The organism is uncultured Methanobrevibacter sp. (genome assembly GCF_902784195.1).
Lineage (GTDB): Archaea > Methanobacteriota > Methanobacteria > Methanobacteriales > Methanobacteriaceae > Methanobrevibacter.
The window spans coordinates 59,884-75,943 of record NZ_CACZTX010000004.1 but is presented as its reverse complement, the minus strand read 5'-3'; the positions used below and the strand labels follow the sequence as shown (position 1 = coordinate 75,943).

Annotated in this window: 13 protein-coding genes and 2 tRNA genes; 8 read left to right on the top strand and 7 right to left on the bottom strand. The window is 35.5% G+C overall.

The features are described 5' to 3' along the window. From frhB to frhA, 4 genes are all read right to left on the bottom strand, one after another. On the bottom strand, positions 1-795 hold a 795-nt coding region (gene frhB, locus QZU90_RS04460; protein ID WP_296855766.1), incomplete at its 3' end, for a coenzyme F420 hydrogenase subunit beta. Between the two features lie 11 nt (positions 796-806). Further along, positions 807-1,751: a coenzyme F420 hydrogenase subunit gamma gene (frhG, locus tag QZU90_RS04455; RefSeq protein WP_296855764.1), complete on the bottom strand. Its 945-nt coding sequence runs from the start codon at positions 1,749-1,751 to the stop codon at positions 807-809. A gap of 12 nt (positions 1,752-1,763) precedes the next feature. Next, positions 1,764-2,237 (bottom strand): coenzyme F420-reducing hydrogenase, FrhD protein, encoded by a 474-nt coding sequence (gene frhD, locus QZU90_RS04450; protein ID WP_296855762.1) that lies wholly within the window; start codon positions 2,235-2,237, stop codon positions 1,764-1,766. Positions 2,238-2,266: 29 nt separating this feature from the next. Further along, the gene (frhA, locus tag QZU90_RS04445) at positions 2,267-3,484 is read right to left on the bottom strand and encodes a coenzyme F420 hydrogenase subunit alpha (RefSeq protein ID WP_296855760.1); all 1,218 of its coding nucleotides are present in this window, start codon (positions 3,482-3,484) and stop codon (positions 2,267-2,269) included. Between the two features lie 584 nt (positions 3,485-4,068). On the opposite strand from frhA, the gene QZU90_RS04440 reads away from it, so the two are divergent. The 4 genes from QZU90_RS04440 (at position 4,069) to QZU90_RS04425 (ending at position 5,896) form a co-directional block, all read left to right on the top strand. Then, positions 4,069-4,605 carry an endoglucanase gene (locus QZU90_RS04440; protein WP_296855759.1) on the top strand — a complete coding sequence of 179 codons (537 nt, stop codon included), beginning with the start codon at positions 4,069-4,071 and terminating at the stop codon, positions 4,603-4,605. Positions 4,606-4,871: 266 nt separating this feature from the next. Further along, positions 4,872-5,399, top strand: coding sequence for a hypothetical protein (locus tag QZU90_RS04435; RefSeq protein WP_296855758.1), 528 nt, complete (start codon positions 4,872-4,874; stop codon positions 5,397-5,399). Between the two features lie 266 nt (positions 5,400-5,665). Continuing rightward, a tRNA-Arg gene (locus QZU90_RS04430) sits at positions 5,666-5,739 on the top strand. 82 nt (positions 5,740-5,821) lie between these two features. After that, a tRNA-Arg gene (locus QZU90_RS04425) sits at positions 5,822-5,896 on the top strand. Between the two features lie 52 nt (positions 5,897-5,948). On the opposite strand, the gene QZU90_RS04420 is transcribed toward QZU90_RS04425, so the two are convergent. Beyond that, positions 5,949-7,139, bottom strand: coding sequence for a TIGR00375 family protein (locus tag QZU90_RS04420; protein WP_296855756.1), 1,191 nt, complete (start codon positions 7,137-7,139; stop codon positions 5,949-5,951). Between the two features lie 109 nt (positions 7,140-7,248). On the opposite strand from QZU90_RS04420, the gene QZU90_RS04415 reads away from it, so the two are divergent. Together QZU90_RS04415 and QZU90_RS04410 are read left to right on the top strand one after the other, a co-directional pair. After that, the gene (locus tag QZU90_RS04415) at positions 7,249-7,809 is read left to right on the top strand and encodes a DNA-3-methyladenine glycosylase I (protein ID WP_296855754.1); all 561 of its coding nucleotides are present in this window, start codon (positions 7,249-7,251) and stop codon (positions 7,807-7,809) included. Then, positions 7,806-8,285 (top strand): DUF2115 family protein, encoded by a 480-nt coding sequence (locus tag QZU90_RS04410; protein WP_295608117.1) that lies wholly within the window; start codon positions 7,806-7,808, stop codon positions 8,283-8,285. Before QZU90_RS04415 ends, QZU90_RS04410 begins: the two co-directional genes overlap by 4 nt. A 28-nt stretch (positions 8,286-8,313) precedes the next feature. On the opposite strand, the gene QZU90_RS04405 is transcribed toward QZU90_RS04410, so the two are convergent. After that, positions 8,314-9,321 carry an ArsA family ATPase gene (locus QZU90_RS04405; protein ID WP_296855752.1) on the bottom strand — a complete coding sequence of 336 codons (1,008 nt, stop codon included), beginning with the start codon at positions 9,319-9,321 and terminating at the stop codon, positions 8,314-8,316. A 432-nt stretch (positions 9,322-9,753) separates the two neighbouring features. Between QZU90_RS04405 and QZU90_RS04400 the strand changes: the two genes are divergently transcribed. Both QZU90_RS04400 and leuS read left to right on the top strand, forming a co-directional pair. Continuing rightward, positions 9,754-11,199, top strand: a complete 1,446-nt coding sequence (locus QZU90_RS04400) for a B12-binding domain-containing radical SAM protein (RefSeq protein ID WP_295608119.1) — start codon at positions 9,754-9,756, stop codon at positions 11,197-11,199. A 405-nt stretch (positions 11,200-11,604) separates the two neighbouring features. Next, positions 11,605-14,478: a leucine--tRNA ligase gene (leuS, locus tag QZU90_RS04395; RefSeq protein WP_296855750.1), complete on the top strand. Its 2,874-nt coding sequence runs from the start codon at positions 11,605-11,607 to the stop codon at positions 14,476-14,478. A 198-nt stretch (positions 14,479-14,676) separates the two neighbouring features. Here the strand turns inward: leuS and bioA are convergent, their stop codons facing one another. Then, positions 14,677-16,029, bottom strand: a complete 1,353-nt coding sequence (gene bioA / locus QZU90_RS04390) for an adenosylmethionine--8-amino-7-oxononanoate transaminase (protein WP_295608123.1) — start codon at positions 16,027-16,029, stop codon at positions 14,677-14,679. Positions 16,030-16,060 lie beyond the last annotated feature (31 nt).

Here is a 16,060-nt window from a genome sequence, read left to right as displayed (position 1 = left end):
ACCTTTGTCTTTCTTACCGTTAGCTAATTTTTCGAGTAATTCTAAACCAGGTTTTACATCATCCATTGGTTTGGTTTCGATTACTCCAGCTTCAACAGCTGCGGTAAAGATGTCTGCTCCGTTGTCAGTTCTGGTAAATACAGTGGACCAGCCATCTGGGGAACCTACAGATCCAGTAGATACATCAGCTAATTCTGCAACATAGTCGAGACAGATGTTACATCCAGCTTGTTCGTATCCGTGGGTTTCTTTTAATGCAAGTCCAGATTCTTTTTCAGGATCGGTAATCCAGAATTTTCCTTTACCAATGTCCATTTTGTTAACATTGTCTAAGGAAGAGTACATTTTACCTTCTACGAAGGTTTTTAATGAGTCTCTTGGGAAGTTTTCCATACAGAAAATACCGATGATTAATGCGAGCTTATCTGCTACAAATCTGGTAGCAAATGGGTAGGATTGCATTTTTCTGAGTCCCATAATTTGACAAGGAGTTCCTACAGTTCCGATTTTTTCAAGACCGTATTGTCTTACAGCTTCTTTGAGTCTGATTGCGTTTGGAGAGAAGGTGTATTTGGTACCTGCTGCTGCAATGATTTCTTCTGGAGTCATTGCAATAGTTGGTTCAGGTTTCCATGCGTCTTCAGTATCTCCAGCAACAATAGCTCCTTCAATGATGTTTTCTTCTAAAGCGTAACATAATAATGCGCTTACGATTCCACCATCTTGTGCGACTTTTTGGATTGCTTTGTCAGTAGCTCTTGCAGATACTACTTCTTTATATGTACCGAATGCCATTTTACTTCCTCCTATAATCCTAAGTCTTTTTTAATTTGTTCAGCAGGGAACCAGGTTCTTGGACAGTGAGTAGTACATGCACCACATTTAATACATCTGTTTTTGTTGTGGGATGGTCTACCTTCAATCATTTCAAGAGCTCTGGTTGGACATGCTAATACACAAGTTCCACAACCACAACATAATGCTTTGCTTACAACGTTGGTTTGTAAGTCACAACCACATGCTAAGTTGCATGCTGCCATGTCTAACATAGGTTGTAAGTAATCCATGTCTCCGTTAATTAATGCAACAACTACTTTTGCAATAATTTCAGGGGATGCTGGGCATCCTGGAATAGCACAATCTACTTTGATTAAGTCAGAAATTGGTACAAATGATTCATGTTTTGGTTGAGCTAATTGTCCACCACGTGCGTAACGGGTGAAACAACCAGTCATAGCACAAGATCCAAATGCGCAAACTAATCCTGATTTTTCTCTTACTTCCATAAGTTCTTTTACACTGTGTTCATCTTGTAAACAGACAGACCCTTCGACTAATGCTAAATCCATTTCAGGCATTTCCCATAAATCTACTAAAGTTGTTCCGTAAACAATGTCCACCATATCAGTGAGTAAGGTTGAGAGAATGTCATAGTTTTCAGTTAATGACATACCGTCTCCAGTACAACCACTCATGTGAATATATCCTATTTTTGGTTTGTCAGCCACTTTTTCAACCTCCTGTGTTGAAGATTCTTTACTTATTTGCTCAGATGATTCTGCTTGTTTTTTAGCCTCTTCTTCAGCTGCAGCATCAGCCGCTTTTTTTGCCTCTTCAGCCGGCTTTGATTGAGCTTCTACTTCGCTTTTAATTTCTTGTTTTAATTTAGCTTTTGCTTCATCATCTTCTGCGTCCGGTTTAGCTTCAAGGCCTAAAAATTTTCTTAATTTATTTTTTAATCCATCAAGCATTGCTAAACCCCTTTAAAGTTCATTTAATATCATTTCAATAGCTTTTGGAATAGCTGCCTCTACTGGCTCTGTTAAGCCCATATCAACATCTGGTGCAGTGATTTCTGCCGGTTTGCATCCTACGATAACTACCTCAATGCCCATATCCACTAAATCATGTAGTGGCTCTTCTACAGGCCAAGTATGAGCGTTCTCATATTTGCCTTTAGGCATATCGTAAGGTGAGAAAATCTTAAGGGTTCCTGGTTCTGCATTCCATTCAACTACATCAACTACAATCACTTTTTTCCAATTGTCATCAGGCATGGAAAAAATGAAATGAGTTGCACCGGTTCCTGCATCAATGAACTGAGTGTCTTCAGGCTTTTCTATATCGTTTTCTTTAAAATAATCTTCTAAAGCATGGATAACCATTGGACCGAAACCATCATCTTTAAACAATACGTTTCCGCATCCAACAACTAATCTTCCTGCATCATATGGCATTTTATTCCTCTCTATTAAAATCTATAAAATTAAATTCTCACCATTTCGTTTTTAACAACTGATCCATCTTCGTCGTCAACTACCATTACGTGAGTTGCACAAGATAAACATGGGTCGTAAGCTCTGATTACGTGAGGTCCCCATTCGTGATGGAATCCTTCAGTTGCAGGACCCATAGTTGGGATGTTCCAAGTAGTTGGTACTAATGCACTGTAGAAAGCGGTTTTTCCGTCTTTTACTTGTGCCATGTGAATATCAGTTCCTCTAGGAGCTTCTACTACACCGATACCTAATTTGTTGGTTCCTCTTGGGTCGAAATCTGCGAGGGTATTAGCAGCAGTGTCTAATTCATCTAAGAGAGCAATTGCTCTGGAAAGGTAAGTTTTCATTTCACGAGCTCTTGCTAAGTGTTGAGCTACAACACCTTTTTCTTTGTAGCCTTGGAATTTGTCTAATCTTGCTCTAGGACCAGTTTCTACTGCTAAACCATCGTATAATGGTACAGTAGTACATGCTCTTTTACCGATTTCTGGGTCATCATACCATAATTCTGGTACAATTTCAGTAAATCTGTCAAGATCGAAGAATTCTCTTTTACCGTAAATAACATCACTTGCAAATACAGGAGCATTAATTGCACCTAATCCTTCAGGAATGTCCTTTTCAAGGATTAAGTTGGTCATTAATTCAACGTGGTTGTCCACTACAGGAACTAATGCTTTCATTCTGGTGTATAATTTTTTACGTGCAAGTTCAGATAAGTTTCTTGCCATACCACCGATTCTTACGTCAGATGGGTGGATACCTTCACCAGCTACCATATCTACAACATATTGTGCTGTTTTTCTAATGGTTCCAACACTGTCTACTGCAGTTTTGAAAAGATCTTCAGGTACAAAGTCAGGAGCAACTAAGAAATGGTGAATTGCGTGACTGTTTAAGTTAGAAGATGCAATTGTTAATTCTCTTAACAATGCAGCTGCTTTTGGAATTTCAATGTCTAAAGAGTCATCCATTGCTTCAACAGATGCCATTGTATGAGGTACTGGACATACCCCACAGATTCTTTGACAAAGAACTGGTGCGCTTTCAGGTGCTTTACCTGTAACCATTTTCTCTAAGCCTCTGACAGGTGTGATACTGAAGTATCTACCTTTGGTAACGATCCCTTCATCGTCAATTTCCATGACTAATTCCGCATGACCTTCTTGACGAGATGTTGGGGATATAACTATTTTATCGCTCAAATGTGTCACCTCTTATTTTATTTAAAATTTTAAAAGTTAGAAACTAACATTATTAATATTTAATACTAATTTAATATAAATTAACCTTTTAAAATCAAAAAGAAACATTTAAATACTTTTATTTATTAGGTATGCCTAAATTTAACCCAAAAATCAAAAATTCGTTAAGAATTCTTTAAAATTCAAAAAAACAAGCTCATAGGCAAGATATAAAATCAATTAATTAGGTTAAGCAAAAAAATAAAAATGATTAATCATGACAAATACATGATGATAAATTTTTTAATTTTTTATGAATTTTTATATAAAAAGTATTACTTTTTGACAATGAATAAATAGGAAATTTTGCATGAGAAAATAAGATTTTCAACCCAAAATTTTTAAAAGATCTGATTAAAAATATGATGAAAAATTTTTGAAAAATATGATGGAAAATTTAATGAAATGAAAAAAATTTTTAGGAAAGATATATTTAAGATAATGAACAATAATAATATACAATTGTAAAAATTTTTTTAATAAAATTTAAAAAAATCAATTAACTCAAATTTATAAAAATTCTTCTAATTGAAGGAGGTGAAATAATGGACAATTCAAACATAATCATATCTGTAATTATTGTTTTATGTATTGCTGCAGGAGTAACTGCATATGGAATAAGCGAAGGCGATAATGCAGTATTCAATGATTTAACCGGATTCTCACCAGACAGTACAAGTTCTGGAGATAATGGAATTGGCGATTTGTTCGGCGATAATTCAGGTGATGGAACTGGCTCAGATGTTTCTAACGGAGGAAGTTCAGGTTCCAGTGGAAGCAATGGTGGAACAAACTCTAATGGAGGCAGTAACTCTGGCTCAGGATCAGGGTCTGGCTCAGGATCAGGTTCCGGTTCAGGATCTGGAGGTAACTCTGGAGGTTCTGGCGGACAAGGCCAAACTAAAATAAGTCCTGACCAAGCTAAATCAGTTGCTTCAAGTTTTATCGGGGAAGCAGGAGCATATGTCAGCAACGTTAAGGATGACGGAACCCAATACATCTGCTATATCTCAGATGCAAACGGAACTGTTGTTGACGCAATTGCAATCAGTTACTCTGGTGAAAACTTAGGAAAAGTTTAAACTTTTATTTTTAGGAATAAGTTTCATTTATTCCTTATTTTTTAACTTTTTAATTACTATTTTTAAAAAAATTTTTTTATGAATAAAATCTATTTTTAAAGTGAAAACCCTATAAAAATGAATAAATTTATAATATATCGTTACTAAAATATACTATATTATCAATTTAAAAAATTGATGAAGTGATTTTACAAATATTACATTCATAGAAATTTTATAAAAATTATTGCAAATCTTTTTTAAAATATTCTAAAAGAGGTGGAAATATGGACAATTCAAGCATTATTATTTCTGTTGTTATCGTATTGTGTATTGCTGCAGGAGTAACTGCATATGGATTAACAAATGATAGCAATAGTGTATTCAATGACCTTTCAGGTTTTACACCTGATGACCAAGGTAACACAGGAATAGGAAATAATTCTACTGGTCTTGATGGAAACGGTACTGGAACTGGTGACAATACCGGTTCAGGCAGTGGAACCAGCAGCTCCTCAAGCAGCTCAAGCTCTAGCTCAAGTTCTTCAGGCAAGCATAACGTAAGCCCTGAAAAAGCTAAAAAGATTGCTGAAGCTCAAGGATGGGAAGGTTCCTGGTGTTACAGTGTAAAATACAATTCTCATGGATATTACACTTGCCTTTTAAAAGATGCTAAAGGCCGTACTGGTTATGTGCTTGTTGGATCTGGTACTGGAACAGTTTTAGAAGGTGCTTGGAGTGACGAAGTTGTACCTGAAAAAGGTAACAGCACTGACTCAAGCGATGACTCAGATAACGAGACCAACAGCCAATAAGTGATTAAAGAAATTAATATTCTAAAATTAAACAGTGTTGAACTATACAAGAATAAATGCTAAAAAAATTAAAATTTAAATTAATTTAATTTTTAGTTTTTATTTTCTTTTTTTATTTCATTTTATTACATTTGTTTTCATAAATCATTTTTATTAAAAAACAGTTTTATCAATTTAAACTTATTAGAATTTTTAATTTAAAAAAAGAGTATTCTTTACGATAGTTTTATATATCATAATAAACATAATATTAAATGTTGTATATAGGGCCCGTAGCCTAGCTGGACAGGGCGTCGGACTTCTAATCCGAAGGTCCCGGGTTCAAATCCCGGCGGGTCCGCTCTATTACTATTTTTACTATTTTTATTATAATTACAAAAGAAGACTACTTAAGATATCTTAAGCAGTTTAAGAAATGATATAGGCTTGTAGCCCAGTTTGGATAAGGCGTTAGACTCCTAATCTAAAGACCGCGGGTTCAAATCCCGCCAAGCCTGCTTTTAAAAATAATCAATGACTTTTTTCTATCTCTTGAACTCAAAAAAGCTTTTAAAAATAATCTAAAGTTACTATTTTTTCAGACTTCTCCGGTTTCTTAAAGTCCTCATTGAAAGATATTTCACCATATTTGCCCCCGCCACCAGGAACAACATTCAAGGTCTTATTCCTAAATCCTTCTATTCCAAGAGCTACCTTATCATCTATTTTTGAAATGTCCTCAAATGGAGTGTTTATTAAAACATCGATTTCAGGGCCATATGCATCAATCAATTTCTGCCAAACCCCTTGAACGGTTTTTGTTGTAATTCCCTTATCATAAATCATGCTGATTATTTCGGCAAGAGGCATTAAATGGACATATGGTGGCCTATGGCTTGGATGATGAGGCTCTTTGTAATCAGCTATTTCACTTATTCTAAAATCCACTCCCTTCTTGATCCTGCCACCACAGGAACATCTCATTCCATTGGCTTTTGCAAGTTCAGGATCTATTATTTTATAGCATTTTGTGCATGCAGTCATGTGATACTTTCCCAAATTAGGAAGAAGGCCATAATTTGCCTTTACAGTCTTGTGCTTCAGTGCCTTTTGAAGTGATGTATATGAAATGTCTTCCATCCCTATTTGATTGAATTCCCGACCTAATCTATGAGGCCATGGCGAATGGGCGTCAGAATTGGTTAAGAATACAAAATCAGCGAGTTCCTTTACAGTATCCGCCATGTCTGTATCTGCAGATAAACCTAATTCAACGAAATCAGGCGCCTTTTCATAACAATCATAAATGCTGTCATAAGTCTTGTACATGCCAGTCCAAGGAGTGAATGAATGAGCTGGACCGATCATGCAATCATACTCTTTTACAAGCTCAAGGAGTTCTGCACCGCTTAAAGGGCTTCTTGGCCTTCCATCAATATACTTGTTTGGAGAGACCAATTTTTCTGAAAGCTCACGGGCAACTTCGATATTAGGCAAAATGATTACATGATGAATCTTGTGCTGAGCTTCAACCTCAGTGGTCAAGATGAAATCACAGTCTCTATGAGAGTATATTCCATCCCCCTTATATTCTGTGCTTTCAGCTACAATATCAAGCCATTTTGGATGGAAAGCATCTCCAGTTCCAACTAGGTTCAATCCCTTTTCACGGGATTTTGGAGCTATATTGTTAATCACCATATCCTTTGAAGTGGCTGCTGAGAAGCAACTGTGAGTATGTAAATCTGCATTAACCAACATATAATAATCATTATAGTTTTTTAGTATAAATAATTTTAAAAAATAACAATAGGTAAATAGAATTAAACTATAAAAATATTAATTAAGTGAAAATCAAAAAAGTGATTCCATGACTAAAAAACGTTGCTCTTGGGCTGAAGATGTAGAGGGAATCTATGTAAAGTATCATGATGAAGAGTGGGGAGTTCCAACACATGATGACCGGGAACTGTTCGAGCTGCTTGTACTTGAGTCATTTCAAGCTGGACTTGCATGGATTACAATACTAAAGAAAAGAGAGAACTTTAGAGAAGCCTTTGATAACTTTGACGTTGAAAAAGTAGCTGCTTACGATGAAAAGAAAATAGAAGAGCTCAGAAGCAATGCAGGAATAATCAGACATAAGGGAAAGATAAATGCTGCTATAAACAATGCAAAGGTCTTTATTGAAATACAAAAGGAATACGACTCTTTCTCCAACTACATCTGGCACTTTACAGACAATAAAATATTGGTTGACACTGAAGAGAACTATCTCACCAACTCTCCCCTTTCAGACAAAATAGCTAAGGACTTGAAGAAAAAGGGAATGAAATTTGTTGGAACCACAATAATCTACTCCTACTTGGAGTCAATTGGAGTAATCAATAATCACATTCATGAATGCTTTAGATACGGGGAATTGAAATGAAAGCACGAGACTTACTTGCAGAAATAAGGGAAAACATCAAGGATTATGACATCAAATATCTGGAAGAAAAAATAAAAGAAAAAGACATAAATCCGATATCAAAGCAGGTTTCAGCATTCAATATTGAAAACTACTACGAAATCATGGCATTAGACATTAAAGATGAGGAAAATGTTGAAATTTCAGATAGGCTGATAGAGGAAATCAAAGAGGAAATAGCTAAATTCTTTGATGGATGCTCACCTGAAAGCGAAGACATATTCAAAAGATTCATCACCTATATCTGTGTTTATTTAAGTCTGATTGCCAAAAAGCCATTGCATCCAGTGGGAATGGATTTCAGAGATGGAAAAACTGTTTTTACAAAAGAGGAAGATGGAAAAATAAACTATTACTGTGACATAAGGAAAGATTTGAAAAATAGATCTAAAGACTACTTTACCTGTAAATTCTGTCTTTGTAAAGAAGTGAAATAAAATAAAATAAAAAAATTAGGGAATGTAATTACAACTGAATTACATTCTGTTGGACTTCATCATTGTCCTTTCCTTCATAAAGGATTTCAGCTAATTTTAACAATTTCTCTTGTCCTTTAACCTCATCCTTGAATAAAGGAACTTCTGCAACGACTTGGTCTGAGAACTTTTGGTCTATGAGTGCGAGACGTTTTTGCTGTAACATGTATCTTGAATGACAGAAGTCACAATCTGAAATGTCTGGCATGACCTGATTTACAATGATGCTGTCAGTTGTAATGTCATACTTATTCAATGCTTCAATAGCTCTTTCTGATTCATAAATAGACATTTCCTCTGGAATGACAACCATCTTAAATGTGGTTCTTTCAGGGTCAGAGAGAACTGCTTTAGCTTCATCAATTTGCTTTTTGGTCTCTTCCAATTCCTTGCTGGACTGCAAGTCATCTGCTGCATCCATAAATGGGATGATATTCTTCAATGCATTTGCTGCAGTGCCTAATTTTGCTTTGGCTTTCATTAGTTTTCCTACCCAAGAGTCCATGATTTCAGGGAATGAAAGCAATCTTAAAGTGTGACCAGTTGGCGCAGTGTCAAATACTACAACATCATACTCATTGGAAGTCATCACAGATAAGAACACTTCAAATGCAGCTGCTTCATCAGCACCAGGAGAAGCTGAAGCCAAATCCATTTGCTCACCTAAAAAGTCAAGACCCATCAATTGGTCAGGACTTGCTACAGACTTCTGGCTTTCCAAAGCTCTTTGCTTTTCTTCCATTGCCTTATCAGGATCAATTTCAACTGCATAGAGGTTTTCATTGATTTGAACAGGATAATGCCCAATATTCACTTCAAGTGAATCTGATAATGAATGAGCAGGATCTGTTGATACGATCAATGTTTTCTTACCTTGATTGGATAGCCACAGTGCAGTAGCTGATGAAATGGAAGTTTTTCCTACTCCCCCTTTCCCTCCTACAAATATGAAAGTGGTTTGTCCTTGCTTAAATTTGAATAAATCTTTAAATGCCATATAAACCATCCTAAGGATTCTATTAATAAACTTTCTATTTTTGATTTGAATTCAATGCAAAATAATTAATCTATTAAGAAACTTTCTATTTTTGATTTGAATTCAATGCAAAATAATTAATCATTATCGAATATCTAAAAGTTTTAGTAACAATAAGTTATTTTATTCTTCTTACATATAAAGTTTATCTTTTTAATTTTCATGAATTTTAAATGGAAAAACATAAGCCTAATGGATCCTCCATAAATTGAAAAATTTTATATAAAATCAGTTATAATAGAGACATATATAAAAATCATTTATCGTATAGGCCAAATAGTTGACTTAAAAGATAATCATATAGCATTATGCTTTTTCAAACAATAAGATTTTAAAAAAAAATCATGTTTATAAAGGGGGAAAAGAAAGAAAAAATAAAGTTTCAGTGATAAAATGAAAATAACATTTTTAAATCCGCCACAACCTAACTCCAAATACAAGTTCCTCGGTGTTGTAGCCCCCTCACTTGGCATAGGATACATTGCTGCAGTGCTTGAGCAAAACAATTATGACGTTGATGTTTTAGATAGTTCTGCCTTGGAATTGAGCTATGATGAAATCGGTGAAGAGATGCTCAAAAGAAACCCGGACATTGTTTCCATAAGTGCACTTACTCCAACTATTGGTGCTGCTTTGGATGCAGCAGACAAGATTAAAAATGTGAAGCCAGACACCATAGTGGTCTTAGGGGGATATCATCCAACTTTTGAATATGAAAACCTGTTAAAAGAAGAGGAAAGCATTGATGTGATTGTTAGAGGAGAAGGGGAATACACAATGCTGGAACTTGTTCAGAAAATTGAATCTGGAGGAGATTTGAAAGATGTTCAAGGTCTCGCATTTATAGATGACACTTCAGAAGACAAAACAATAATTGTAACTCCTGATAGGCCACCTATTCAAGATTTGGATGAATTGCCTTTCCCGGCTTTCCATTTATTCCCTATGGAAAAATACAAAATTCTCAATATCACAACAAATGTTGCGACTATCATAACAACTAGAGGATGCCCAATGCAATGTTCTTTCTGTTCTTCAGCAGCATTGCATGGCAAGCATTTAAGAAGAAGGTCCTATGAGAATGTAGTTGACGAAATTGAAATGAGGTTGCAAGAACAGAACATTGATACCATTGCATTTATGGATGACACTTTTACATTAGATGTTAAATTCGTGAAAAACTTCTGTGAAGAGATTAAAAGAAGAGGCCTTAAGTTTTGGTGGGGTTGTACTTCACGAGTAGATACGCTTAGTGAAGAATTGCTTGAAATGATGAAGGATGCAGGATGCATTACAATATTCATGGGTGTGGAAAGTGCAGACCAGCAAATGCTTGATAAAATGAATAAGAACATTACAGTGCGTAAAACAATGAATGCATTTAAACTTGCTAGAAAAGTTGGAATCAGGACAATTGCATCATGTGTAATAGGAATGCCCGAAGACACAAGGGAATCCATGAAAAAAACTATTGATTTTGTTAGTAGCCTAAAACCAAATTATGCTTTATTCAGCCTTGCTACACCATACCCTGGAACAAGATTCTATAAAGAAACATTTGAGAAAAATTTGATTAAAATCAGAGATTGGTCCAAATATACACTTATAAATCCTATCCTTGAAACAATTGATTGTTCAAAAGATGATCTGAGAAGCATTCAAAAGAAAGCGTTCATAAAATTCTATATTAGGCCAGGTTATTTGATAAGTCAAACACGACAAGATGGGATGGTGCTTGTAAAAACCATATTTGGTGTCATAAGACAAATGGTCAGCAAAAAAACTAATGGAAATACTGATTACAATAAAACCAATGTTAATGCAAGAGGTGGAAAATAGATAGTGAATAGCTGTCAATTCAAATTTTATAAAGATTCTTTAAAAAATTCCTTTATTTTTTATTTCCACCATTAAATTATCTCTTAAACTATTAAATTACCACTATAAATATTAAATTACTCCCTTAACTATTAAATTATCTCTTTAACTATTTTACAAAAATTTTTCACCCTTCCATCAAAATTCTATTTTTTATTTTATTTTTCAATCAATTTTATGATGGAAATCCTTTAAAATATGAAAATTTTATATTTAATAAAAATAATAAATATAAAATAATATGATTTATTAATTATTTAATTAATTTCTTAATGATTCAATTAATTTCAATATAATTTTTAAATTATAAATTGCATTATTAATTATCGCAATTATCTAATTATCAAAAACTAAAACGGTGATTTAGTGACTAATAACGAAATTGAAAAGAAATGGCAAAAAATCTGGAGAGAGAACAAGCTATTTCAATCAGACCCTAATGAAAAAGAAAAATTATTCATAACAGTAGCTTATCCATACCCAAGTGGAGCTATGCATATCGGTCACGGTAGAACCTATACCGTACCTGATGTATTTGCAAGATTCAAAAGGATGGAAGGCTACAATGTATTATTCCCTATGGCATGGCACGTAACCGGTGCACCAGTTATAGGAATTGCAGACAGAATCAAAAGGAAAGACCCATGGACCCTTGATTTATATGAAAGAGTTCACAAGGTCCCTCATGACACCCTCCCAAAATTGGAAGACCCAATAAACATTGTAAAATACTTCAGTAACGAATACCACACTGTAATGGACGATATGGGTTATTCCATCGATTGGAGAAGGGAATTCAGAACTATCGATCCAACTTATCAGAAATTCATTACATGGCAAGCTAAAAAGCTTAAGTCCTTAGGTTTAATCAAGCAAGGTGAGCACCCTGTAAAATACTGTCCTCACGATGAGAACCCTGTAGGAGACCACGACTTGCTTGAAGGTGAAGGTGTAGGCGTAAACGAATTGACATTGATCAAATTTGAAGTTGAACCTGGACAATACATCGTACCTGCAACATTCAGACCAGAAACCATCTTCGCTGCAACCAATGTATGGTTAAACCCAGAAGTTCACTACATTGAAGTTGAAGTGAAATCCGGCGTTAATGCAGGTGAAAAATGGATTATAAGTAATGAAGCTTTCCTAAACCTTTCAAACCAGCATGACTTGGAAATTGTTGGAGACATTGACCCTAAACCATTAATCGGAAAATACGTTAAAAATCCTCTTAATGGAGAGCCATTACCAATCTTCCCAGCAAGCTTTGTTGACCCTGAATACGGTTCAGGAACAGTATTCTCTGTACCTGCTCATGCACCTGCAGACTATATTGCACTTAGAGACTTGAAAGAAAATGAAGATTTAATCATAGAGTTTGATATAGCTGATGAGGTTGCTAAAGCAAATCCTATCAATGTTGTAACTGTAAAAGGATATGGTGAATTCCCAGCTGTGGAAGTTGTTGAAAGAATGGGAATCGAAAACCAAAACGACCCTAAAGTGCAGGATGCAACTGATGAATTGTACAAGGCAGAGCATAGTAAAGGATACATCAGCGACCATATTAAAAAGTACGCAGGAAAAAGAGTCGCATATATCAGAGATGAAATCAAGGCTGACATGATTGAGGAAGGCAGTGCTGACATCATGTACGACTTTGCTGAAAGACCTGTAATCTGCAGATGCGGTAACAAATGTGTTGTCAAGATTATGGATGACCAATGGTTCATCAGATATGGTGATGAGAAATGGACTGAAAAGACCCAAAAGTTACTTGCTCAAGAAACAATCATTCCTGGAGAAATCCGCTCCAACTTTGAATATTACCTTAACTGGCTAGACGATTGGGCATGTTCCAGAAGAGTAGGTCTTGGAACCAGAGTTCCATGGGATGACCAATGGTTAATCGAGCCTTTATCAGACTCAACAATGTATATGTCCTACTATTCAATAGCTAAATACCTTAAGGACATGGACCCTGAAGACTTGAATGAAGCATTCTTTGAAAAGGTCTTCTTAGGAACCGACAGCGATGAAATCACTGTTGCACCTGAAATCATCAATGAGATTCAAGAGGAATTCAATTACTGGTATCCATTGGATTGGAGATTATCTGCAAAGGACCTTGTTGGTAACCACTTAAGCTTCTTGATGTTTACACATGCTGCTATTTACCCGGAAGAGAAATGGCCAAAAGGAACTGTTGTATTCGGTATGGGGCTTCTTGAAGGAAACAAGATGTCCTCTTCAAAAGGTAATGTAATTCTCCTTGCAGACGCAATTGAGGAATACAGTGCAGATGTGGTAAGACTCTTCCTTATGGCATCCGCTGAACCATGGCAAGACTTCGATTGGAGAGAAAAAGAAGTTAGAGGAACCCAAAGAAGACTCGAATGGTTTAGAGAATTTGCACAAAAAGTTGAAGACATCAAAGGTGAAAAATTAGACCTTTCCAATATTGAAGAAGTGGCTCTTGAACGCAGCATTGACAAATGGATGATCAGCCAATTGAATGTGCATATCAAAGCTGCAACAGAAGCTCTTGAAGTTTTCCAAACCAGACAAGCATTACAACATGCATTGTTCTTGCTTAAAAAAGACTTGGACCACTACATGTACAGAGTCAAGGACCTTGTTGACAAGCAAGACCCTGCTGTAATCTACGTGCTTTCAACTGTATTAAGCAATTGGATCAGATTACTTGCTCCATTTACTCCTCACACCTCTGAAGAGCTTTGGGAGAAATTCGGTGGAGAAGGATTCGTTTCCTTTGCTAAATGGCCGGAATATGATGATGAACTCATCAGCGAAGAGATTGAAAGATCAGAATCCCTTGTCCAAAACATCGTTAAGGACATTAATGAAATCAAGAACATTGTAGACACCAATCCAGAGAAAATACACCTTTACTTAGCTCCAGATTGGAAATGGGAATTATATAAAATAGCTGATGAAGTCGGTAAACCTGACATCGGTCAAATCATGGGCAGAGCAATTGGTCAAAACATCTACGATAACAAAAAGGAAATAGCAAATGTTGCTAAGAAGATATCAAAAGAAATGACCAAAACAAGATACATCGGTAAGATTGATGAAGCCACCATCTTAAATGATGCAAAAGACTTCATTGAAGCTGAAGTTGAATCTGAAGTAATCATTCATACTGATGACAGCTATGACCCGCAAAACAAGGCAAGAAATGCAATGCCTTATAAACCAGCTATTTTCATGGAATAACTCCAAGCTTTTGACCTTCGGTCAAAACCTTGACCAAAACTTTTTGAGTGCTGTTAAAACATGAAAAATAGTTAAAAATAGATAAAAAATAAATTAATAAAAATAAGTAATTAATAGCTATTTTAAATAGCTATTCTTCTTTTCTTTTTTTAAAAAAAATAATAAATTATATACGCTATCAATCTTTTTTTACTGTTTTTACAACAATACAGAATCAATAGCTTCTTTACAGATTCTTAAAGATTCATCAAGCTCTTCTTTTGTAATAACCAAAGGTGGGTTAAAGTACATTACATTTCCTAAAGGCCTAAGCATCAAACCTTGTTTCAATGCTTCCCTATAGATTTTATAGCCGATTCTTTCTGATGAATCAAATCCTTTTTTAGACTCCCTATCCTCAACGAGTTCAATTGCATTGATGAGTCCCATCTGCCTAATCTCACCTACATTAGGATGCTCATCGAATATCTCATGGAAACGATTGTTTAGCCAAATTGCCTTTTCATTTGCTTCATCCAAAATATGGTCTCTTTCCATAATCTTCAATGTTGCATTTGCAACACTTGCAGCTAGGGGATTTCCAGCATAAGTGTGACTGTGCATGAAAGCGACATTATCAGAATAATCTCCATAAAATCCATTATAGATTTCATCTGTACTTACACAAACTGCCATTGCCATATAACCGTTTGTAAGCCCTTTGGAAATGCACATTATATCCGGACTTATTCCTGCATGGTCCACTGCAAACATCTTGCCTGTTCTTCCAAAACCAGTAGCTATCTCATCTGCAATCAATAGCACATCATACAAGTCACAAAGCTCCCTAAGCTTCTTGAGATACAATGGAGGATAGATCTTCATTCCAGCGCTTCCTTGAATCAATGGCTCGATTATCATGGCACAGGTTTCATGACCAAACTCTGCAAACGCCTTCTCCGCATTCTCAAAACATTCACAATCACAACTATCCCTATGCTTATTGTATGGACATCTGTAACAATCCGGTGCCTGCACCTTGATTGTATCAATCATTATAGGTTCAAATACCTTAGAATATTCATCCAATGCACCAACAGACAATGCACCTAAAGTTTCACCGTGATAAGCATCAGTGAAACACATGAAACGTTTCTTATGATCTTTTCCATTTTGTGCACAATATTGGAAAGCCATTTTGAGTGCACATTCAATGGATGCTGAACCGTTGTCAACAAAACTGAACCTGTTAAGTCCCTCTGGCATTACCTTGATTAAACGCTCTGACAATTCTATAATGGTTTTGTGTGAAAAGTTAGCAAAAAGAACATGATCCAATTGATCCACTTGACTTTTTAGAGCATCACTAACCTCATCATTGCAGTGTCCAAGCAAATTGCACCACCAGGAACTGATGATGTCTATATACTCCTTGCCATCTACATCATATAGCTTAACCCCTTTTCCATGGTCAATTATTATTGGTGGGAAATCTTCATAGTCTTTCATCTGAGAAGCAGGATGCCAAATATGAGCCAAATCCTTTTTTGCACATTTTTCACTTTCATTCATATTAAAACCTGATATTTTATAATAATTTTTC